Source organism: Cedecea neteri, from assembly GCF_000758325.1.
Lineage (GTDB): Bacteria > Pseudomonadota > Gammaproteobacteria > Enterobacterales > Enterobacteriaceae > Cedecea > Cedecea neteri_B.
Genome location: NZ_CP009459.1, coordinates 1,345,441 through 1,368,963 on the forward strand (window position 1 = coordinate 1,345,441; position 23,523 = coordinate 1,368,963).

At 54.5% G+C, this 23,523-nt stretch carries 13 protein-coding genes, 1 tRNA gene and 3 rRNA genes; 14 read left to right on the forward strand and 3 right to left on the reverse strand.

What is annotated here, in order from left to right:
• Positions 1-34: 34 nt before the first annotated feature.
• The 5 genes from hemE (at position 35) to LH86_RS06355 (ending at position 3,585) form a co-directional block, all read left to right on the forward strand.
• Complete coding sequence (gene hemE, locus LH86_RS06335; protein ID WP_008460163.1) at positions 35-1,102, forward strand: uroporphyrinogen decarboxylase; 1,068 nt, start codon at positions 35-37, stop codon at positions 1,100-1,102.
• An 11-nt stretch (positions 1,103-1,113) separates the two neighbouring features.
• The gene (gene nfi / locus LH86_RS06340; protein WP_039299386.1) at positions 1,114-1,785 is read left to right on the forward strand and encodes a deoxyribonuclease V; all 672 of its coding nucleotides are present in this window, start codon (positions 1,114-1,116) and stop codon (positions 1,783-1,785) included.
• A gap of 43 nt (positions 1,786-1,828) precedes the next feature.
• Complete coding sequence (locus LH86_RS06345) at positions 1,829-2,419, forward strand: YjaG family protein (protein ID WP_039299389.1); 591 nt, start codon at positions 1,829-1,831, stop codon at positions 2,417-2,419.
• A 186-nt stretch (positions 2,420-2,605) separates the two neighbouring features.
• The gene (gene hupA, locus LH86_RS06350; RefSeq protein ID WP_002884342.1) at positions 2,606-2,878 is read left to right on the forward strand and encodes a nucleoid-associated protein HU-alpha; all 273 of its coding nucleotides are present in this window, start codon (positions 2,606-2,608) and stop codon (positions 2,876-2,878) included.
• Positions 2,879-2,892: 14 nt separating this feature from the next.
• Positions 2,893-3,585 carry a DUF1481 domain-containing protein gene (locus tag LH86_RS06355; protein WP_039299394.1) on the forward strand — a complete coding sequence of 231 codons (693 nt, stop codon included), beginning with the start codon at positions 2,893-2,895 and terminating at the stop codon, positions 3,583-3,585.
• A gap of 46 nt (positions 3,586-3,631) precedes the next feature.
• Here LH86_RS06355 and purD read toward each other — a convergent pair whose 3' ends face one another.
• On the reverse strand, positions 3,632-4,924 hold the full coding sequence (gene purD, locus LH86_RS06360; RefSeq protein WP_039299397.1) for a phosphoribosylamine--glycine ligase: 1,293 nt from the start codon (positions 4,922-4,924) through the stop codon (positions 3,632-3,634).
• A gap of 18 nt (positions 4,925-4,942) precedes the next feature.
• A complete protein-coding gene (gene purH / locus LH86_RS06365; protein ID WP_039299400.1) occupies positions 4,943-6,532 on the reverse strand; it encodes a bifunctional phosphoribosylaminoimidazolecarboxamide formyltransferase/IMP cyclohydrolase in 1,590 nt (529 codons plus the stop codon).
• A gap of 618 nt (positions 6,533-7,150) precedes the next feature.
• Between purH and LH86_RS06370 the strand changes: the two genes are divergently transcribed.
• From LH86_RS06370 to aceK, 8 genes are all read left to right on the forward strand, one after another.
• Positions 7,151-8,690, forward strand: a 16S ribosomal RNA gene (locus LH86_RS06370).
• 85 nt (positions 8,691-8,775) lie between these two features.
• Positions 8,776-8,851 (forward strand) — tRNA-Glu (locus LH86_RS06375).
• A gap of 212 nt (positions 8,852-9,063) precedes the next feature.
• A 23S ribosomal RNA gene (locus tag LH86_RS06380) occupies positions 9,064-11,969 on the forward strand.
• 93 nt (positions 11,970-12,062) lie between these two features.
• Positions 12,063-12,178: ribosomal RNA gene (gene rrf / locus LH86_RS06385) — 5S ribosomal RNA — on the forward strand.
• Together the 16S, 23S and 5S rRNA genes with 1 tRNA gene alongside form the textbook arrangement of a ribosomal RNA operon.
• A gap of 682 nt (positions 12,179-12,860) precedes the next feature.
• Complete coding sequence (gene metA / locus LH86_RS06390) at positions 12,861-13,790, forward strand: homoserine O-acetyltransferase MetA (protein ID WP_008455894.1); 930 nt, start codon at positions 12,861-12,863, stop codon at positions 13,788-13,790.
• Between the two features lie 245 nt (positions 13,791-14,035).
• Positions 14,036-15,634, forward strand: coding sequence for a malate synthase A (gene aceB / locus LH86_RS06395; RefSeq protein WP_039299404.1), 1,599 nt, complete (start codon positions 14,036-14,038; stop codon positions 15,632-15,634).
• Positions 15,635-15,664: 30 nt separating this feature from the next.
• Positions 15,665-16,972, forward strand: a complete 1,308-nt coding sequence (gene aceA / locus LH86_RS06400; protein WP_039299407.1) for an isocitrate lyase — start codon at positions 15,665-15,667, stop codon at positions 16,970-16,972.
• 57 nt (positions 16,973-17,029) lie between these two features.
• Positions 17,030-18,772: a bifunctional isocitrate dehydrogenase kinase/phosphatase gene (aceK, locus tag LH86_RS06405; protein WP_039299408.1), complete on the forward strand. Its 1,743-nt coding sequence runs from the start codon at positions 17,030-17,032 to the stop codon at positions 18,770-18,772.
• On the opposite strand, the gene iclR is transcribed toward aceK, so the two are convergent.
• Positions 18,769-19,602 carry a glyoxylate bypass operon transcriptional repressor IclR gene (iclR, locus tag LH86_RS06410; RefSeq protein ID WP_039289289.1) on the reverse strand — a complete coding sequence of 278 codons (834 nt, stop codon included), beginning with the start codon at positions 19,600-19,602 and terminating at the stop codon, positions 18,769-18,771. The two genes, aceK and iclR, sit on opposite strands and share 4 nt — an antisense overlap.
• A gap of 192 nt (positions 19,603-19,794) precedes the next feature.
• Between iclR and metH the strand changes: the two genes are divergently transcribed.
• Positions 19,795-23,478, forward strand: coding sequence for a methionine synthase (gene metH, locus LH86_RS06415; RefSeq protein WP_039305965.1), 3,684 nt, complete (start codon positions 19,795-19,797; stop codon positions 23,476-23,478).
• Positions 23,479-23,523: the final 45 nt, after the last annotated feature.

The following is a 23,523-nucleotide window of genomic DNA, read 5'->3' on the forward strand; positions in this document are numbered from 1 at the left end:
AGACTGCGGCGATACAGCTAAAGGAAAGGTAAACATGACTGAACTGAAGAACGATCGTTACCTGCGCGCGCTGCAGCGCTTGCCGGTAGATGTCACCCCGGTGTGGATGATGCGCCAGGCAGGGCGTTATTTACCGGAATATAAGGCGACGCGCGCTCAGGCGGGTGACTTTATGTCGCTGTGCAAAAATGCCGAGCTGGCCTGCGAAGTTACCCTGCAACCGCTGCGCCGTTATGCGCTGGATGCGGCGATCCTCTTCTCGGACATTCTGACCATCCCGGATGCGATGGGGCTTGGGCTGTACTTTGAAGCCGGGGAAGGCCCGCGCTTTAGCTCCCCGATTCAAAGCCTGGCCGACGTTCAAAAGCTGCCGATTCCCGATCCGGAGGGCGAGCTGGCATACGTGATGAACGCGGTGCGCACCATTCGCCGTGAACTGAAGGGCGAAGTGCCGCTGATTGGCTTCTCCGGCAGTCCGTGGACGCTGGCCACTTATATGGTGGAAGGCGGCAGCAGCAAAGCCTTCACCGTGATCAAGAAAATGATGTTTGCCGATCCGAAAGCACTGCACCTGCTGCTGGATAAGTTGGCGCAGAGCGTGACGCTGTACCTGAACGCGCAAATCCGCGCGGGTGCGCAGTCGGTGATGATCTTTGATACCTGGGGCGGCGTGCTGAGCGGCCGTGATTACAAAGAATTCTCGCTCTACTACATGCACAAAATCGTCGATGGCCTGCTGCGTGAAAACGATGGCCGCCGTGTGCCGGTGACGCTGTTCACCAAAGGCGGCGGGCAGTGGCTTGAAGCGATGGCGGAAACCGGCTGTGACGCGCTGGGCCTCGACTGGACAACGGACATCGCAGATGCTCGCCGTCGCGTAGGCCATAAAGTCGCGCTGCAGGGCAACATGGACCCTTCCATGCTTTACGCTCAGCCTGCACGCATTGAAGAAGAAGTTGCTACGATCCTGGCTGGTTTCGGGCAGGGAGAAGGGCACGTCTTCAACCTTGGGCATGGTATTCACCAGGACGTTCCGCCAGAGCATGCTGGCGTCTTTGTGGAAGCAGTACATCGCCTGTCCGCGCAATACCACCAGGCTTAAGGTAGCAAGAGATGGATCTCACCTTACTGCGAGAGCAACAGCTGGATCTGGCCTCAAAGGTGATCCATGAGGATCGTCTTGAGCAGGATCCACCTCGGTTGATCGCCGGGGCCGATGTGGGGTTTGAACAAGGCGGAGACGTCACCCGCGCGGCCATCGTTTTGTTGAGTTATCCATCTCTTGAGTTGGTTGAATATCAGGTGGCAAGAATTGCCACCACCATGCCTTATATCCCCGGTTTTTTATCCTTCCGCGAATATCCCGCGCTGCTTGAGGCGTGGGGCATGCTGTCGCAAAAACCCGATTTAGTGTTTGTGGATGGCCACGGCATCTCCCATCCCCGTCGTCTGGGCGTTGCCAGCCATTTTGGCCTGCTGGTGGACGTACCGACGATTGGCGTGGCGAAAAAGCGGCTGTGCGGGAAGTTTGAACCGTTGGGGGAAGAACCCGGCGCTCGTGCGCCGTTGATGGACAAGGGCGAGCAACTGGCGTGGGTCTGGCGCAGTAAAAAACGCTGTAATCCTTTGTTTATTTCTACCGGACACCGCGTAAGCCTCGACGGAGCGTTAGCCTGGGTGGAGCGCTGCATGGGTGGCTACCGTTTACCGGAGCCAACCCGTTGGGCCGATGCCGTTGCCTCCGGGCGCCCGGCTTTTAAGCGCCTGCAAGCAATCGGCAGGTGATTCAGGTAAACTGCCGCTAATTTTCCGTCTTTGAGACACCGTCATGTTACAGAACCCTATTCATTTACGCCTGGAGAAGCTGGAAAGCTGGCAGCACGTCACCTTTATGGCTTCTTTGTGCGAGCGTATGTACCCGAACTACGCCATGTTTTGCCAGCAAACCGGCTTTGGCGATCCCCAGCTTTATCGCAAGATCCTTGACCTGGTTTGGGAAACCCAAACGGTGAAAGATGCCAAAGTGAACTTTGATAGTCAGTTAGAGAAACTTGAAGAGGCAATTCCTGCGGCTGACGACTATGATATTTACGGTGTCTATCCGGCGATTGACGCGTGCGTGGCGTTGAGTGAGCTTATTCACTCCCGTCTCTCGGGTGAAACGCTGGAGCACGCAATCGAAGTCAGTAAATGTTCAATCACTTCGGTGGCGATGCTGGAAATGACTCAGGCCGGTCGTGAAATGACCGACGAGGAGTTGAGAGCAAACCCGGCGGTAGAAGAAGAATGGGACATTCAGTGGGAGATTTTCCGGCTGCTGGCGGACTGCGAAGAACGCGATATTGAGCTCATTAAAGGGCTTCGTGCTGACCTCCGTGAGGCCAGTATCAGTAATATCGGTATAAATTTGCAGCAGTAAGACAGTAAAACGTGACATACAGTCTGATTTGTCCTCCCTGGAGGCTTCCAATTAACCCCCCGTCTGGTCTACATTTGTGGGGCGAATAAAAGTGGCTATCGGTGCGTGTATGCAGGAGAGTGCTTTTTAGGCATTTCCGTCGCACTCGATGCTTAGCAAGCGATAAACACATTGTAAGGATAACTTATGAACAAGACTCAACTGATTGATGTAATTGCTGACAAGGCTGACCTGTCTAAAGCACAGGCTAAAGCTGCTCTGGAATCCACTCTGGCTGCAATTACTGAGTCTCTGAAAGAAGGTGATGCTGTACAACTGGTTGGTTTCGGTACCTTCAAAGTGAACCACCGTGCTGAGCGCACTGGCCGCAACCCGCAGACCGGTAAAGAAATCAAAATTGCTGCTGCTAACGTGCCGGCATTTGTTTCTGGTAAAGCACTGAAAGACGCGGTTAAGTAAGTTAACGCGTGTCAGTGAACAGTTTTAACAGAGGGGCGTTTACGCCCCTTTTGTCCGTCTGGCGTCCGCTACTGGCGCTGGCGGGTGTACTGGCGCTCACGGCATGCAGCAGTAACAAACTCCCTCCCTTTACCGCTACCGGCTATGTTGCCGACCAGGGCGTGGTGCGCATCTGGCGAAAAGACAACGCCGATGAATCCACCCATATCCTTACTGCATTTAGCCCGTGGCAGCACGGCGCCACCACCACCGGTGAATACCGCTGGCAGGGTGACAAACTGACGTTCATCGAACTCAATATTCAGGGCAAGCAGCCGGAGCATGTCAAAGTCCGCTTTGACGACCACGGCGACCTGAGCTTTATGCAGAGGGAAGTGAATAGTCAGAAGCAGCAGCTTTCTAACGATCAGGTGGCTTTGTACCAGTTCAACGCCAATCGTATTCGTGAGACCAGTGAAGCGCTTCGCATCGGTCACGTTGTGCTGCGCCAGGGGCGCTGGCACCAGAACGGCACGGTAACGACCTGCGAAGGCGAAACGTTATCGCCAAAGCTTGATAGCGCCTCCCTGAGCCATATAGCGCGCCGTCAGAGCAACTCATCCCTTGACGTCAGCATTGCCTGGCTGGAAGCCCCGGAAGGTTCACAGCTGCTGCTGGTGGCGAACCAGAACTTCTGCAGCTGGCAGCCTAAGCCTGGCGATTTCTAGGTATAAAAAAACCGCCACGCGGGCGGTTTAGTGTGTGCTGTCGAGATTACTTCGCGTTTTCACGCGCAATAGCGCGATAACCGATATCCGAGCGGCTGAAACTGCCCTCCCAGTGAATCTCTTTTTTCAGCTCCAGCGCGCGCTGTTGCGCTTTGGCAACCGTTTCGCCCAATGCAGTCACGCATAATACGCGCCCGCCGTTGGTGAGTACGCGGTCATCTTCGCTGAGCTTAGTCCCAGCGTGGAACACCTTGCCGTCGGCCACTTCTTCCAGCGGCAGACCATGGATAACGTCGCCGTTGCGATAATCGGCCGGATAACCACCCGCCGCCAGCACGATGCCCAGAGCCGGACGTTCGTCCCACTTAGAGTCTTTCTCATCCAGCTTGCCGTCGCAGGCCGCGAGGCACAGCTCAACCAGATCTGACTGCATACGCAGCATGATGGGCTGAGTTTCCGGATCGCCGAAGCGGCAGTTGAACTCAATCACCTTCGGGTTACCCTGCTTGTCGATCATCAACCCGGCATACAGGAAGCCCGTGTAGGTGTTCCCTTCGGCAGCCATACCGCGCACGGTCGGCCAAATCACGCGTTCCATGGTGCGCTGATGCACTTCGTCAGTCACAACCGGAGCGGGGGAGTAAGCGCCCATACCGCCGGTGTTCGGGCCAGTATCGCCATCGCCAACGCGTTTATGATCCTGGCTGGTGGCCATCGGCAGAACGTGCTCGCCATCTACCATCACAATAAAGCTGGCTTCTTCGCCGTCGAGGAACTCTTCAATAACAATGCGGTGGCCCGCATCGCCAAACGCGTTCCCGGCCAGCATGTCATTGACGGCAGCTTCTGCTTCTTCCAGCGTCATTGCGACAATAACGCCTTTACCCGCAGCAAGGCCGTCGGCCTTAATCACGATAGGCGCGCCTTTCTCGCGCAGATAAGCCAGCGCAGGCTCAACTTCGGTAAAGTTTTGGTATTCTGCCGTTGGGATATTGTGGCGGGCCAGGAAGTCTTTGGTAAAAGCCTTCGAGCCTTCCAGCTGTGCAGCCCCTTCGGTAGGCCCGAAGATTTTCAGGCCAGCGGCGCGGAAGGCATTCACTACGCCAATAACCAGCGGCGCTTCCGGGCCGACGATGGTTAAGTCGATTTTTTCATTCTGCGCAAAACTCAGCAGAGCTGGAATGTCTGTCGCGCTGATAGCAACGTTCTGCAGCGCTGGCTCCAGCGCGGTGCCCGCGTTACCTGGCGCAACAAATACAGTACGTACTAAAGGAGACTGAGCCGCTTTCCAGGCCAGCGCGTGTTCGCGCCCGCCGTTGCCAATAACTAAAACTTTCATCTATAAACGCTCCGGTAATTAATGGCGGAAGTGGCGCATGTTGGTGAAGATCATCGCGATCCCATGCTCGTCGGCGGCGGCAATGACTTCATCATCACGAATAGAACCGCCCGGCTGGATAACGCAGCTCACGCCAGCTTCGGCTGCCGCATCAATGCCATCGCGGAACGGGAAGAAGGCATCGGAGGCCATGGCAGAACCTTTTACTTCCAGGCCTTCATCGCTGGCTTTGATACCAGCAATTTTGGCGGAATAGACCCGGCTCATCTGGCCTGCGCCTATGCCGATGGTCATATTGTCACGGGCATAAACGATGGCGTTGGATTTCACGAACTTCGCCACTTTCCAGCAGAACAACGCGTCATGCAGTTCTTGCTCGGTCGGCTGACGTTTTGTGACTACACGCAGATCGCCTGCGGTTACCATACCTAAATCACGATCCTGAACCAGCAGGCCGCCATTGACGCGTTTGAAATCGAGGCCTGCCGTGCGCTTCTGCCATTGGCCGCAAACCAGGACGCGAACGTTCTGTTTGGCCGCGGTGATCTTCAGCGCTTCTTCGCTAGCGGAAGGGGCGATAATAACCTCGACGAACTGACGGGAAATAATGGCCTGTGCGGTTTCTGCATCCAGCTCACGGTTGAAAGCGATGATGCCGCCGAAGGCAGAGGTTGGATCGGTTTTATAAGCCAGGTTGTAGGCTTCGAGAACGGAACCGCTGACGGCCACGCCACAAGGGTTGGCGTGTTTAACGATAACGCAGGCCGGTTCGTCGAACTCTTTCACGCATTCCAGTGCCGCATCGGTATCCGCGATGTTGTTATAGGAGAGCGCTTTGCCCTGAACCTGGGTCGCGGTTGCCACGGATGCTTCTTTAATTTCTTCTTCTATATAGAAGGCGGCCTGCTGGTGGCTGTTTTCGCCATAACGCATATCCTGCTTCTTAATGAAGTTCAGGTTCAGCGTGCGTGGGAAGCGCCCTGCAGGATCTTTACTTTCGCCGTGATAGGCCGGGACCAGGCTACCGAAGTAGTTAGCGATCATGCTGTCGTATGCGGCAGTATGTTCGAAAGCTTTGATCGCCAGATCGAAGCGGGTTTCCAGCGTCAGGGATCCTTCGTTAGAGTCCAGCTCGGCAACGATCGCCTGGTAGTCGCTGCTCTTTACTACGATCGCCACATCTTTATGGTTCTTGGCTGCGGAGCGAACCATGGTTGGGCCGCCGATGTCGATGTTCTCAACGGCATCTTCTAAAGAGCAGCCTTCGCGGGCAACGGTCTGGGCAAACGGATAAAGGTTAACGACGACCATATCAATAGGAGAGATGGCGTGCTCCGCCATGATGGCATCGTCCTGGCCGCGACGGCCCAGAATGCCGCCGTGAACTTTCGGGTGCAGCGTTTTGACGCGTCCGTCCATCATCTCCGGGAAACCGGTGTAGTCGGAGACTTCGGTTACCGGCAGGTTTGCTTCTGCCAGCAGGCGGGCGGTTCCGCCGGTGGACAGCAGCTCCACTCCACGTTGGGAGAGGGCCTGAGCGAATTCGACGATACCGGCTTTGTCAGAAACACTGAGCAGTGCGCGGCGTACAGGACGACGTTGTGACATGGTTTTATCCCTTGGCTTTGGTTCGCATATAGAAGAGCGTTAGCTGAATTTTAGTCTTCACCTTAGTTCTGGCGGCGCAGAAAAGGGAAATTAAGGAAAAGAAGAGACGAAAACTCAGCTAACGCCCCCATCGGGGGTGTCCATTTTATCGCGGTGCATTGTAGCGAAAACGTTTGCGTCACGCTCGCGAATTTTAAGTTCAAATCCGGATTGTGGATAAGTCTGTGTGCAAAAGGGTATAAGGCGGGGTTTTGCTGTGGAATGCAGCAGTCAGTCATTTTTCTGTCATTTTAGTGTTGCAGCGCCGGGAGAACTCCCTATAATGCGCCTCCATCGACACGGAACATGTGAACAACATCACAGAGTAACGGCGGCGATGAGAGTTAAAAATCCTGAAATTAAGGGTTGACTCTGAAAGAGGAAAGCGTATTATACGCCACCTCGAGTTAGCAAGCGAAAGCGACTGACTCACTGCTCTTTAACAATTTATCAGACAATCTGTGTGGGCACTCGCAGGATTGATATCTAAGCATCTTCGGATGCAAACAAATATCAAGTCTTGAAGAGTGACTACTGATTTTATAAACAGTTTTAATTCTTTGAGCATCAAACACTTTTAAATTGAAGAGTTTGATCATGGCTCAGATTGAACGCTGGCGGCAGGCCTAACACATGCAAGTCGAGCGGTAGCACGGGGAGCTTGCTCCTGGGTGACGAGCGGCGGACGGGTGAGTAATGTCTGGGGATCTGCCTGATGGAGGGGGATAACTACTGGAAACGGTAGCTAATACCGCATAACGTCGCAAGACCAAAGAGGGGGACCTTCGGGCCTCTTGCCATCAGATGAACCCAGATGGGATTAGCTAGTAGGTGGGGTAATGGCTCACCTAGGCGACGATCCCTAGCTGGTCTGAGAGGATGACCAGCCACACTGGAACTGAGACACGGTCCAGACTCCTACGGGAGGCAGCAGTGGGGAATATTGCACAATGGGCGCAAGCCTGATGCAGCCATGCCGCGTGTATGAAGAAGGCCTTCGGGTTGTAAAGTACTTTCAGCGAGGAGGAAGGCATTAAGGTTAATAACCTTAGTGATTGACGTTACTCGCAGAAGAAGCACCGGCTAACTCCGTGCCAGCAGCCGCGGTAATACGGAGGGTGCAAGCGTTAATCGGAATTACTGGGCGTAAAGCGCACGCAGGCGGTTTGTTAAGTCGGATGTGAAATCCCCGGGCTCAACCTGGGAACTGCATTCGAAACTGGCAAGCTTGAGTCTTGTAGAGGGGGGTAGAATTCCAGGTGTAGCGGTGAAATGCGTAGAGATCTGGAGGAATACCGGTGGCGAAGGCGGCCCCCTGGACAAAGACTGACGCTCAGGTGCGAAAGCGTGGGGAGCAAACAGGATTAGATACCCTGGTAGTCCACGCCGTAAACGATGTCGACTTGGAGGTTGTGCCCTTGAGGCGTGGCTTCCGGAGCTAACGCGTTAAGTCGACCGCCTGGGGAGTACGGCCGCAAGGTTAAAACTCAAATGAATTGACGGGGGCCCGCACAAGCGGTGGAGCATGTGGTTTAATTCGATGCAACGCGAAGAACCTTACCTACTCTTGACATCCAGAGAACTTTCCAGAGATGGATTGGTGCCTTCGGGAACTCTGAGACAGGTGCTGCATGGCTGTCGTCAGCTCGTGTTGTGAAATGTTGGGTTAAGTCCCGCAACGAGCGCAACCCTTATCCTTTGTTGCCAGCGGTTCGGCCGGGAACTCAAAGGAGACTGCCAGTGATAAACTGGAGGAAGGTGGGGATGACGTCAAGTCATCATGGCCCTTACGAGTAGGGCTACACACGTGCTACAATGGCGCATACAAAGAGAAGCGACCTCGCGAGAGCAAGCGGACCTCATAAAGTGCGTCGTAGTCCGGATTGGAGTCTGCAACTCGACTCCATGAAGTCGGAATCGCTAGTAATCGTAGATCAGAATGCTACGGTGAATACGTTCCCGGGCCTTGTACACACCGCCCGTCACACCATGGGAGTGGGTTGCAAAAGAAGTAGGTAGCTTAACCTTCGGGAGGGCGCTTACCACTTTGTGATTCATGACTGGGGTGAAGTCGTAACAAGGTAACCGTAGGGGAACCTGCGGTTGGATCACCTCCTTACCTAATAGATACAACCCGCGTAGTGCTCACACAGATTGTCTGATAGATGTAGAGAAGCAAGGCGTCTTGCGATTGAGACTTCAGTGTCCCCTTCGTCTAGAGGCCCAGGACACCGCCCTTTCACGGCGGTAACAGGGGTTCGAATCCCCTAGGGGACGCCACTTGCTGGTATGTAAGTGAAAGTTGCGTGCCGTTATATCTCAAAGCTGACTTGAAAGAGTCATGTTTGAGATATTTGCTCTTTAACAATCCGGAACAAGCTGAAAATTGAAACGACATGTCGTCTCATTCTTCCGTAATAAAGAATGAGGTTAAGACATGTTCGAGTCTCTCAAATTTTCATAATCTGAAGCGAAACATCTTCGGGTTGTGAGGTTAAGCGACTAAGCGTACACGGTGGATGCCCTGGCAGTCAGAGGCGATGAAGGACGTGCTAATCTGCGATAAGCGTCGGTAAGGTGATATGAACCGTTATAGCCGGCGATTTCCGAATGGGGAAACCCAGTGTGATTCGTCACACTATCATTGCGTGAATACATAGCGTAATGAAGCGAACCGGGGGAACTGAAACATCTAAGTACCCCGAGGAAAAGAAATCAACCGAGATTCCCCCAGTAGCGGCGAGCGAACGGGGAGCAGCCCAGAACCTGAATCAGTTTGTGTGTTAGTGGAAGCGTCTGGAAAGTCGCAGGGTACAGGGTGATACTCCCGTACACTAAAATGCACAAGTTGTGAGTTCGAAGAGTAGGGCGGGACACGTGGTATCCTGTCTGAATATGGGGGGACCATCCTCCAAGGCTAAATACTCCTGACTGACCGATAGTGAACCAGTACCGTGAGGGAAAGGCGAAAAGAACCCCGGCGAGGGGAGTGAAAAAGAACCTGAAACCGTGTACGTACAAGCAGTGGGAGCCTCTTTATGGGGTGACTGCGTACCTTTTGTATAATGGGTCAGCGACTTATATTCTGTAGCAAGGTTAACCGTATAGGGGAGCCGCAGGGAAACCGAGTCTTAACTGGGCGTTAAGTTGCAGGGTATAGACCCGAAACCCGGTGATCTAGCCATGGGCAGGTTGAAGGTTGGGTAACACTAACTGGAGGACCGAACCGACTAATGTTGAAAAATTAGCGGATGACTTGTGGCTGGGGGTGAAAGGCCAATCAAACCGGGAGATAGCTGGTTCTCCCCGAAAGCTATTTAGGTAGCGCCTCGTGAACTCATCTTCGGGGGTAGAGCACTGTTTCGGCTAGGGGGCCATCCCGGCTTACCAACCCGATGCAAACTACGAATACCGAAGAATGTTATCACGGGAGACACACGGCGGGTGCTAACGTCCGTCGTGAAGAGGGAAACAACCCAGACCGCCAGCTAAGGTCCCAAAGTCATGGTTAAGTGGGAAACGATGTGGGAAGGCACAGACAGCCAGGATGTTGGCTTAGAAGCAGCCATCATTTAAAGAAAGCGTAATAGCTCACTGGTCGAGTCGGCCTGCGCGGAAGATGTAACGGGGCTAAACCATGCACCGAAGCTGCGGCAGCGACACTATGTGTTGTTGGGTAGGGGAGCGTTCTGTAAGCCGTCGAAGGTGAACTGTGAGGTTTGCTGGAGGTATCAGAAGTGCGAATGCTGACATAAGTAACGATAAAGCGGGTGAAAAGCCCGCTCGCCGGAAGACCAAGGGTTCCTGTCCAACGTTAATCGGGGCAGGGTGAGTCGACCCCTAAGGCGAGGCCGAAAGGCGTAGTCGATGGGAAACAGGTTAATATTCCTGTACTTGGTGTTACTGCGAAGGGGGGACGGAGAAGGCTATGTTAGCCGGGCGACGGTTGTCCCGGTTTAAGCATGTAGGCGGGAAGTTTAGGTAAATCCGGACTTCTGTTAACGCTGAGGTGTGATGACGAGGCACTACGGTGCTGAAGTAACAAATGCCCTGCTTCCAGGAAAAGCCTCTAAGCATCAGGTAACATTGAATCGTACCCCAAACCGACACAGGTGGTCAGGTAGAGAATACCAAGGCGCTTGAGAGAACTCGGGTGAAGGAACTAGGCAAAATGGTGCCGTAACTTCGGGAGAAGGCACGCTGTCGGTAGGTGAAACCCCTCGCGGGTGGAGCTGAAGGCAGTCGAAGATACCAGCTGGCTGCAACTGTTTATTAAAAACACAGCACTGTGCAAACACGAAAGTGGACGTATACGGTGTGACGCCTGCCCGGTGCCGGAAGGTTAATTGATGGGGTTATCCGTAAGGAGAAGCTCTTGATCGAAGCCCCGGTAAACGGCGGCCGTAACTATAACGGTCCTAAGGTAGCGAAATTCCTTGTCGGGTAAGTTCCGACCTGCACGAATGGCGTAATGATGGCCAGGCTGTCTCCACCCGAGACTCAGTGAAATTGAAATCGCTGTGAAGATGCAGTGTACCCGCGGCAAGACGGAAAGACCCCGTGAACCTTTACTATAGCTTGACACTGAACATTGAGCCTTGATGTGTAGGATAGGTGGGAGGCTTTGAAGCGTGGACGCCAGTCTGCGTGGAGCCAACCTTGAAATACCACCCTTTAATGTTTGATGTTCTAACGTAGACCCGTGATCCGGGTTGCGGACAGTGTCTGGTGGGTAGTTTGACTGGGGCGGTCTCCTCCTAAAGCGTAACGGAGGAGCACGAAGGTTAGCTAATCACGGTCGGACATCGTGAGGTTAGTGCAAAGGCATAAGCTAGCTTGACTGCGAGAGTGACGGCTCGAGCAGGTGCGAAAGCAGGTCTTAGTGATCCGGTGGTTCTGAATGGAAGGGCCATCGCTCAACGGATAAAAGGTACTCCGGGGATAACAGGCTGATACCGCCCAAGAGTTCATATCGACGGCGGTGTTTGGCACCTCGATGTCGGCTCATCACATCCTGGGGCTGAAGTAGGTCCCAAGGGTATGGCTGTTCGCCATTTAAAGTGGTACGCGAGCTGGGTTTAGAACGTCGTGAGACAGTTCGGTCCCTATCTGCCGTGGGCGCTGGAGAATTGAGGGGGGCTGCTCCTAGTACGAGAGGACCGGAGTGGACGCATCACTGGTGTTCGGGTTGTCATGCCAATGGCATTGCCCGGTAGCTAAATGCGGAAGAGATAAGCGCTGAAAGCATCTAAGCGCGAAACTTGCCCCGAGATGAGTTCTCCCTGACCCTTTAAGGGTCCTGAAGGAACGTTGAAGACTACGACGTTGATAGGCTGGGTGTGTAAGCGTAGTGATACGTTGAGCTAACCAGTACTAATGATCCGTGAGGCTTAACCTTACAACACCGAAGGTGTTTTAGAGAGATTTTCAGCTTAGTTCAGGATTAGATTGATGGTTATGCGCGAGCATAGCGGTCAATAAACAGAATTTGCCTGGCGGCCGTAGCGCGGTGGTCCCACCTGACCCCATGCCGAACTCAGAAGTGAAACGCCGTAGCGCCGATGGTAGTGTGGGGTCTCCCCATGCGAGAGTAGGGAACTGCCAGGCATCAAATTAAGCATTAACCCCGACCGAAAGGCCGGGGTTTTTTGTTTATCTGGTATCAGGAAATTCTCTGCACGAGCATAGGCATGCGACAAAAGTGTCGGGAACACTTTTGAACGCCGCTCGCGGCGGCCCCGGAGGGGCGAGTATCAGGACGATACGAGTATTGTAGGGAACTGCCAGGCATCAAATAAAAGCGAAAGGCTCAGTCGAAAGACTGAGCCTTTTGTTTTATCTGCTGTTTGTCGGTGAGCGCTCTTCTGAGGAGGACAAGAATCATTAGTAATGATTTTGAACGCCGCGTGCGGCGGCCCCGGAGGGGTGAGTATCAGGATGATACGAATACAAAATCGTCTGGAACGATTTTGCACAGCCTTAGGCTGCCCGCAGGGTGAGGGGCAGGACAGCCCGGCATACAACTGCCAGGCATCAAATTAAGCATTAACCCCGACCGAAAGGACGGGGTTTTTTGCTTTTTATACCCTTCATATTTTTATCTTTCTACGACAGAGCTATTCACTGCAATCTTGTATTCAATCCAGCGTAAGTCTCTTCTCTAAGTTATCACTCTTAAATGAAACATTTTCACCTTTTCGCTTCTGACTCGACATTGAACCATAAACTCGGTATCGTCAGGTGTCTGGATGTCTAAACGTTTAAACGTATGCTTTGAGGATATAAGGTTATGCCGATTCGGGTGCAGGACGAGCTACCAGCCGTCAATTTCCTGCGTGAAGAAAACGTCTTTGTGATGACGACATCGCGCGCCAGCAATCAGGAAATACGTCCGTTAAAGGTACTGATCCTGAATCTGATGCCAAAGAAAATTGAGACGGAAAACCAGTTCCTGCGGCTGCTCTCCAACTCTCCACTGCAGGTGGATATCCAGCTGCTGCGCATCGACAGCCGGGAGTCTCGCCATACGCCTGGCGAGCACCTCAATAACTTTTACTGCAATTTTGACGACATTAAACACGACAACTACGACGGATTGATCGTCACCGGCGCTCCGCTCGGGCTGGTCGAATTTAATGATGTGGCTTACTGGCCGCAGATCCAGCAGGTGCTGGAATGGGCCAAAGATCATGTCACCTCGACGCTGTTTGTCTGCTGGGCAGTTCAGGCCGCGTTGAATATTTTGTACGGTATTCCTAAACAAACCCGGGATGAAAAACTTTCCGGTGTCTACGAGCACAATGTTACCCAGCCCCATGCTTTGCTGACGCGCGGGTTCGATGATTCATTCCTGGCACCTCACTCTCGCTATGCTGATTTTCCTGCGCAGTTGATCCGCGACTACACCGATCTGGAGATCTTTGCTGAAACAGAACAGGGCGATGCCTACCTGTTTGGCAGCAGGGATAAGCGCATTGCGTTCGTGACCGGTCACCCGGAATATGATGCGCTGACGCTGTCCGGCGAGTACTTCCGCGATGTTGATGCTGGGCTCCAGCCAGAGGTGCCATATAACTATTTCCCGGGGGACGATCCGGCGAAGAAACCTCACGCAACCTGGCGCAGTCATGGCAATTTACTGTTCACCAACTGGCTGAACTATTACGTCTACCAGATTACGCCATTCGACCTTCGCCACATGAACCCGACGCTCGATTAAGCGTTTCAGCTTCCCATTCCAGGCGCCTTCGGCGCCTTTTTTCTATTCTGAAAATCACTTCCCTCCTCGAACAAACTTTAATCTCATAAATATCAACGTGATAAATCAATTTAAAATCAAAAATGGAAATAGTTTTTGATTTTAAAAAATCATCAAGTAGTCTTAATTCTGTTGCATGAAAACTGCACAGCCGTGCGCGATTCACTTTTGGCCGTCTCGACGGGATAAGACGAAGGAGTAACCGAATGACACAACAGACAGTTAGCGAAGAGCTGGCCTTTAGCCAGCCGTTTGGCGAGCAAGAGAAGCAGATCCTCACCCCGGAAGCCGTAGAGTTCCTCGGCGAGCTGGTGAGTCGCTTTACCCCACAGCGCAACAAGCTGCTGGCATCTCGCATTGCTGAACAGCAGGCCATCGACGGCGGAAAGCTTCCTGATTTTAATTCGGAAACCGATTCCATTCGTAAAAGTGACTGGCAGATTCGTGGTATTCCGCAGGATCTGCTCGACCGCAGGGTAGAAATTACCGGGCCGGTTGAACGCAAAATGGTGATCAACGCCCTGAATGCTAACGTAAAAGTCTTTATGGCCGACTTTGAAGATTCCCTGGCGCCGAGCTGGAGCAAAGTCATCGACGGGCAGATCAACCTGCGAGATGCGATTAACGGCACCATCAGCTGGACAAACGAAGCGGGAAAAATCTATCAGCTGAAACCCGATCCGGCAGTACTGGTTTGCCGCGTGCGCGGTCTGCATCTGCCTGAAAAACATGTGACCTGGCGCGGGGAAGCAATCCCTGGCAGCCTGTTCGACTTCGGGCTCTATTTCTTCCACAACGTGGATGCCCTGCTGGCTAAAGGCAGTGGCCCTTATTTCTATCTGCCCAAAACCCAGTCATGGCAGGAAGCGGCCTGGTGGAGCGAAGTCTTCAGCTTCACGGAAGATCGCTTCGATCTGCCACGTGGCACGATTAAAGCGACTTTGTTGATCGAAACGCTGCCTGCTGTCTTCCAGATGGATGAGATTCTGCATGCCCTGAAAGATCACATCGTGGGCCTGAACTGTGGTCGCTGGGACTACATCTTCAGCTACATCAAAACCCTGAAAAACCACCCGGATCGCGTCCTGCCGGACAGACAGTCCGTGACGATGGATAAGCCTTTCCTGAATGCTTACTCGCGCCTGCTGATCAAGACCTGTCATCGTCGCGGTGCCTTTGCGATGGGCGGCATGGCGGCCTTTATCCCGAGCAAAGACAGCGCGCGTAATGAATGGGTACTGAACAAAGTCAAAGCGGACAAAGAGATGGAGGCCAACAACGGTCATGATGGTACCTGGATTGCGCATCCGGGCCTTGCGGACACGGTTGTTGAGGTCTTTGGCAAAGCGTTGGGTGAGCGCCAGAACCAGCTGGATATCAGCCGCAGCGAAGATGCACCCATCACAGCGGCACAGCTGCTTGAGCCTTGCCCTGGCGAGCGCACCGAAGAAGGCATGCGCGCCAACATTCGCGTGGCGGTGCAGTACATCGAGGCGTGGATCTCCGGCAACGGCTGCGTACCGATTTACGGGCTGATGGAAGATGCCGCGACCGCTGAAATCTCCCGTACTTCCATCTGGCAATGGATCCACCACCAAAAGACGCTAAGCAACGGTCAGACCGTGACGAAAGCGCTGTTCCGCCAGATGCTTGCCGAAGAGATGTTGGTAATTCAGGACGAGCTGGGCGACCAGCGTTTTAGCCAGGGACGCTTCGATGAAGCTGCGCGGCTGATGGAACAAATTACCACCTCAGAAGAGTTAATCGACTTCCTGACGCTGCCGGGCTACCGCCTGCTTGCCTGAACCTAACCCTATAAAAATGGAGCATCTGAAATGAAAACCTCTCGTAGCCAACAGATTCAACAAGTACAACAAGAATGGACACAGCCACGTTGGGAAGGCATCAAGCGTACCTATAGCGCAGAAGACGTTGTGAAACTGCGCGGTTCACTGACCCCGGAATGTACCCTGGCACAGCACGGGGCGGCTAAACTCTGGCGCCTGCTGCACGGTGAATCGAAAAAAGGCTACGTAAACAGTCTGGGGGCGTTAACCGGCGGCCAGGCTTTACAGCAGGCGAAAGCGGGTATCGAAGCCATTTACCTCTCCGGCTGGCAGGTTGCGGCAGACGCGAACCTGGCGTCCAGCATGTATCCGGATCAGTCACTCTACCCGGCGAACTCTGTCCCTGCGGTTGTCGATCGGATCAACAACAGCTTCCAGCGTGCGGATCAGATCCAGTGGGCATCCAATATTGAACCGGGAGATCCGCGCCACATTGACTACTTCTTGCCGATCGTTGCCGATGCAGAAGCTGGTTTTGGTGGCGTGCTGAACGCCTTCGAACTGATGAAGTCGATGATTCAGGCCGGTGCCGCTGCGGTGCACTTTGAAGACCAGCTTGCCTCGGTCAAGAAATGTGGCCACATGGGCGGTAAAGTTCTGGTCCCAACTCAGGAAGCTATCCAGAAGCTGACCGCGGCTCGTCTGGCGGCTGACGTGATGGGAGTTCCAACGCTGCTGATCGCCCGTACCGATGCTGACGCGGCAGATCTGATCACCTCCGACTGCGACGAATACGACCGTGAATTCATCACCGGTGAACGCACTCAGGAAGGTTTCTACCGTACTCGCGCTGGCATTGAGCAGGCCATCAGCCGTGGCCTGGCCTACGCGCCTTATGCCGACCTGGTCTGGTGTGAAACCTCTAAACCTGACCTGGACCAGGCCCGCCGTTTCGCGGAAGCCATCCACGCACGCTTCCCTGGCAAACTGCTGGCCTACAACTGCTCGCCGTCGTTTAACTGGAAGAAAAACCTCGATGACAAAACCATCGCGTCCTTCCAGCAAGAACTGTCGGACATGGGCTACAAATACCAGTTCATCACCCTGGCGGGGATCCACAGCATGTGGTTCAACATGTTCGACCTGGCGCACTCTTATGCGCAGGGTGAGGGGATGCGTCACTATGTTGAGAAAGTACAGCAGCCTGAATTTGCTGCCGCTTCCGAAGGCTACACCTTCGTTTCTCACCAGCAGGAAGTGGGCACCGGCTACTTTGACCGCGTAACTACCGTCATCCAGGGCGGATCTTCCTCCGTCACGGCGCTGACAGGTTCGACTGAAGAAGAGCAGTTCTGAACAAACTTTATTTTCCCCCTCTCCTTTGGGAGAGGGCCGGGGTGAGGGGAGAAATAAATGTCACACAGGCTGGAGCTGTTAATTGCCCACACCATCCTGCAGGGGTTCGACGCCCAATACGGTCGATTTCTGGAGGTCACTGCGGGTGCCCAGCAGCGCTTTGAACAGGCCGACTGGCATGCCGTTCAACAGGCGATGAAAAGCCGCATCAACCTGTACGATCACCACGTAGGCCTCGTAGCAGAACAGCTTCGCTGCATTACCGGCGGGCAGAACACCGACGCGGCCTTTTTACTGCGCGTGAAAGAGCAATACACCCGGCTACTGCCGGATTACCCACGCTTTGAAATTGCCGAAAGCTTTTTTAATTCTGTCTATTGTCGGCTCTTCGACCACCGCTCGCTTACTCCCGAGCGGCTTTTTATCTTCAGCTCACAGGCAGGCAAGCAGCTTCGGCCGCTGCCTCGCCCACTCGCAAAAACGTTTCTCCCGGAGCAAGGCTGGACGACGTTGCTCACGACCTTGCTCTCCGATCTCCCGCTGCGCCTGCCCTGGCAGGATATTGCGCGGGATGTGGGTTTTATCCTCGCTCATCTGCATGAAACCTTCGGCGCAGAAACATTGCGAACGGCCACGTTGGAAGTGGCTAATGAACTGTTTTATCGCAATAAAGCCGCCTGGCTGGTTGGCAAACTGGTTCTGCCGGGAGGAAAAATCCCCTTTTTGTTGCCGATCCATCGCACCGATGATGGCCGGTTACTGGTGGATACCTGCCTGACCAGCTCGCCTGAAGCCAGCATCGTTTTTGGCTTCGCTCGCTCTTATTTCATGGTGTATGCCCCTTTTCCCGCAGCGCTTGTGGAGTGGCTGCGCGAGATTTTACCGGGTAAAACGACCGCCGAACTGTACATGGCGATTGGCTGCCAGAAGCACGGCAAAACCGAAAGCTATCGCGAGTATTTGACCTACATTCAGAGCACGGCCGAGCAGTTTATTGAGGCACCCGGCATACGCGGCATGGTGATGCTGGTGTTCACGCTGCCGGGCTTCGATCGCGTGTTTAAAGTGATAAAGGACAAGTTCGCGCCGCAAAAAGAGGTCACCGCCGAAAGGGTTCGTGCCTGTTATCAACTGGTCAAAGAACACGACCGCGTGGGGCGCATGGCGGATACTCAGGAGTTTGAAAACTTCGTGCTGGATAAGCGGCAGATAAGTTCCGATCTCATGGCGCTGCTACAGGAAGAAGTACCTGAAAAACTAACCGATCTTGGCGACCGAATTGCCATCAGCCATCTCTACATTGAGCGGCGAATGGTGCCGCTTAACCTGTGGCTGGAGCAGGTAGAAGGCCAGCAGCTAAGGGATGCAGTGGAAGAGTACGGCAATGCCATTCGCCAACTGGCGGCAGCCAACATCTTCCCTGGCGACATGCTATTTAAAAACTTTGGCGTGACGCGCCACGGGCGGGTGGTGTTCTACGATTACGATGAAATTTGCTACATGACCGAGGTGAATTTCCGGGATATTCCGCCGCCGCGTTACCCTGAAGATGAACTCTCTTCGGAGCCGTGGTACAGCATCTCGCCGGGAGATGTCTTCCCGGAAGAGTTCCGCCACTATCTTTGCGCGGACAGACGCATTCGCCCGCTATTCGATGAAATGCACGCCGACCTGTTCCGCGCCGACTTTTGGCGCGCTTTGCAAACCCGCATCCGCGATGGCTATGTAGAAGATGTTTATGCTTATCGCCGCCGGCAGCGCTTCAGCCAGCGGTTTGGGGAAGTGAAGCGAGCGGGCTAGCGCCCGCCGCCGTAAGCCAGCGTAATTTCTTTTGCAGCCTTGATTACCAGCGCACCCAGCTCCGTCACGCGGTCATCGGTGATGCGCGAAATCGGGCCAGAAATAGAGATCGCCGCAAACGCCTCATGGTGTTCATCGTAGATGCACGAAGCCACGCAGCGCAGCCCCAAGGCATGCTCTTCATCGTCAAATGAATAACCGCGCTTGCGGGTTTGCGCTAAATCTTCCTTTAAATGCAGCGGTGAAGTCAGCGTGGCTGGCGTGTAGCTGTGCAGTCCTTTGCGGTGCAGCAGGCCCGCCAGTTCGTCGTCGTTCAACTGAGCCAGAAACGCTTTGCCAGCACCGGACGCGTGCATCGGCAGCTTGCCGCCAATAGGTGCTGACATACGCATCAGCTGCGTGCATTGCACCTGGTCGATAATAATCGCCTGATGATCGCTCTTGTCGAGCACCGCAAGGTTGACGGTTTCGCCGGAGGCTTCCATCAGTTTGCGCAGAATAGGGTGCACAATGGCCAGCAGATTGCGGCTTTGCAGGAAGCTGCTGCCGACGACAAATGCGTGCGCGCCAATCGTCCAGTGACCAAGATCGCCCACCTGATGCACAAAACCTAACTGCTGCATCGTAGTGAGCAGACGGTGGGTGGTGGAATTGGGCAAACCAGCCTGCTGGGCAAGCTCGGTGAGCGCCACGCTACCGTGAGATTCGGCAATCCACTCCAGCAGCTTAAGGCCGCGGGTCAGGGACTGCACTTGCCCGGTAGCAGCCGGAGCCGCAGCGGCTGCGGCGCGGGGTTTCTTACCTCGTTTAGCGGGGACTGTAGCAACCATACCGGACTCCTTTTTCGTATCGTGGAAATCATTTTCGTTTTATTTGGCGAATTTGCAACCGCTACTCAGACTGATCGGAGGAGTGATGCTGAACATCTCTCATGTTCCCGATATGCGGCTTTTACGACCCTATAGATTGTGCAAGTATGGGATGGCATATCCGTCAGGCAGGGAAAACAGGTGGGAGTGAGCGTGAGCAACAACGTAGAAAAACTGAAACAACAACTTAGTGAGCGCATTCTGGTGCTGGACGGCGGTATGGGGACCATGATCCAAAGCTACCGTCTCGATGAGAGTGATTTCCGTGGCGAGCGTTTTGCCGACTGGCCGTGTGACCTCAAAGGCAACAATGATCTGCTGGTGCTCAGCAAACCGGAAATTATCGCCGCGATTCACTATGCCTACTTTGAAGCTGGCGCCGACATCGTCGAAACCAACACCTTTAACTCCACCACCATTGCGATGGCGGATTACCAAATGGAGTCGCTGTCGGCAGAAATTAACTTCGAAGCCGCTAAGCTGGCGCGTGCCTGTGCCGACGAATGGACGGCCCGCACGCCGGAAAAACCGCGTTACGTCGCCGGTGTACTTGGCCCGACCAACCGCACGGCGTCAATTTCCCCGGATGTGAACGACCCTGCCTTCCGCAACATCACCTTTGATCAGCTGGTCGCCGCTTACCGTGAATCGACCAGGGCGCTGGTGGAAGGCGGGGCCGACCTGATCATGATCGAAACGGTTTTCGACACCCTGAATGCCAAAGCCGCCATCTTCGCCGTAAAGGCAGAGTTTGAAGCGCTCGGCGTTGACCTGCCGATCATGATTTCCGGCACCATCACCGATGCGTCAGGCCGCACGCTTTCCGGTCAGACGACAGAAGCTTTCTATAACTCCCTGCGCCACGCCGACGCGCTCTCTTTCGGGCTTAACTGCGCGCTGGGGCCGGACGAACTGCGGCAGTATGTGGCTGAACTGTCGCGCATTGCCGAGTGCTACGTGACGGCTCACCCTAATGCTGGTCTGCCGAACGCTTTCGGTGAGTACGACCTCGATGCGGAAGTGATGGCGCAGCAGATTGGGGAATGGGCGCAGGCTGGATTCCTGAACATTGTCGGCGGCTGTTGCGGGACGACGCCTGCGCACATCGCCGCGATGAGCAAAGCGGTAGCAGGCGTTGCGCCGCGCAAACTCCCCGATCTGCCGGTTGCCTGTCGTCTCGCCGGGCTTGAGCCGCTTAATATCGGCGCGGACAGCCTGTTCGTTAACGTCGGTGAACGCACCAACGTTACCGGCTCGGCAAAGTTTAAGCGTCTGATCAAAGAAGAGAAATATAGCGAAGCGCTGGACGTGGCGTTGCAACAGGTCGCCAGCGGCGCGCAAATCATCGACATCAACATGGACGAGGGAATGCTGGATGCCGAAGCGGCGATGGTGCGTTTCCTGAACCTGATTGCCGGTGAACCGGATATTGCCCGGGTGCCAATCATGATCGACTCCTCGAAATGGGAGGTGATCGAGAAAGGGCTGAAGTGCATTCAGGGCAAAGGCATCGTTAACTCTATTTCCATGAAAGAAGGCATTGAGCCGTTTATCCATCATGCGAAGCTGGTGCGCCGCTACGGCGCGGCGATGGTGGTGATGGCGTTCGATGAGGCCGGCCAGGCCGATACGCGAGAGCGTAAAATCGAGATTTGCCGGCGAGCTTATAAAATTCTTACCGAAGAGGTGGGCTTCCCGCCGGAAGACATCATCTTTGACCCAAATATCTTCGCGGTGGCGACCGGCATCGAAGAACACAACAACTACGCCCAGGATTTTATCGGCGCCTGCGAAGACATTAAGCGCGAGCTGCCCCACGCGATGATATCCGGCGGCGTGTCTAACGTCTCCTTCTCTTTCCGCGGCAACGAGCCAGTGCGGGAAGCTATTCACGCGGTATTCCTCTATTACGCAATTCGTAACGGTATGGACATGGGGATTGTGAACGCCGGGCAACTGGCGATTTACGACGATCTCCCGGCTGAGCTGCGGGATGCGGTTGAAGACGTCATTCTTAACCGTCGCGACGACAGCACCGAACGTTTGCTGGAGCTGGCTGAAAAATATCGCGGCAGCAAAAGCGATGACGGCGCCAATGCTCAACTGGCGGAGTGGCGTAGCTGGGACGTGGCGAAACGTCTGGAATATTCGCTGGTGAAAGGCATCACCGAGTTTATTGAAGCGGATACCGAAGAAGCCCGCCTGCAGTCGGCTCGCCCCATTGAAGTGATTGAAGGCCCGCTGATGGCCGGAATGAACGTGGTGGGTGATTTGTTCGGCGAAGGGAAAATGTTCCTGCCGCAGGTGGTGAAGTCTGCCCGCGTGATGAAGCAGGCGGTGGCATACCTTGAGCCGTACATCGAAGCCAGCAAGGAACAGGGCAGCAGCAACGGTAAAATCGTGCTGGCCACCGTCAAGGGCGACGTGCATGACATCGGCAAGAACATCGTCGGCGTGGTGCTGCAATGTAACAACTACGAGATTATCGATCTTGGCGTGATGGTGCCCGGTGAGAAAATTTTGAAAACCGCCCGTGAAGTCGGGGCCGATATCATCGGCCTGTCAGGGCTTATTACCCCATCGCTGGACGAAATGGTCAATGTGGCCAAAGAGATGGAGCGGCAGGGTTTTACGCTGCCGTTGCTGATCGGCGGCGCGACAACGTCAAAAGCCCACACGGCGGTGAAAATAGAGCAGAACTACAGCGGGCCAACCGTCTACGTGCAGAATGCGTCACGTACCGTTGGCGTGGTTTCTGCTCTACTTTCAGAAACCCAGCGTGATGAGTTTGTCGCCCGCACTCGCAAAGAGTACGAAGTTGTTCGTACGCAGCACGCGCGTAAAAAACCGCGCACGCCGCCGGTTACGCTGGAAGTCGCGCGGGATAACGATCTGCCTTTCGACTGGGAAAGCTATACGCCTCCGGTTCCGCATCGGCTGGGCGTGCAGGAAGTGACCGCCAGTATTGAAACGCTGCGAAACTATATCGACTGGACACCGTTCTTCATGACCTGGTCGCTGGCCGGTAAATACCCCCGCATTCTGGAAGATGAGGTGGTTGGCGAGGAGGCAAAACGGTTGTTTAAAGACGCTAACGACATGCTGGATATGCTCCACCGGACGAAAACAATGACGCCGCGCGGCGTGGTCGGCCTGTTCCCGGCGAATCGCGTGGGCGACGACGTGGAAGTTTATGCCGATGAAACACGCTCTCAGGTTAAAGGCTTCAGCCGCCATCTACGCCAGCAAACGGAAAAGAACGGCTTCGCGAACTACTGCATTGCCGATTTTGTGGCGCCTAAACACAGCGGTAAAGCCGACTACATCGGCGCTTTTGCGGTCACCGGCGGTATTGAAGAAGACGCGCTGGCAGGCGCCTACGATGCCCGGCACGATGATTACAACAAAATCATGGTGAAAGCGGTCGCCGATCGCCTGGCCGAAGCTTTTGCTGAATATCTGCACGAGCGCGTGCGTAAAGTCTACTGGGGCTACGCGGCCACGGAAAACCTCAGCAACGAGGAGCTGATTCGCGAGAATTATCAGGGGATTCGTCCGGCCCCAGGCTACCCGGCCTGCCCGGAGCACACGGAAAAAGCGGCCATCTGGGCGCTGCTGGACGTCGAAAACGTGATTGGCATGAAACTCACCGAGTCTTACGCCATGTGGCCCGGTGCGTCGGTTTCCGGGTGGTACTTCAGTCACCCGGACAGTAAGTACTTTGCCGTCGCACAAATTCAGCGTGACCAGGTCGAAGATTACGCCCGACGCAAAGGCATGCCGGTCAGCGAGGTTGAACGCTGGCTTGCGCCAAACCTCGGTTACGACGCCGACTGACTCACAAACCTGTTATCTTTCCTTACAACTTACAAGGCGCTCTGG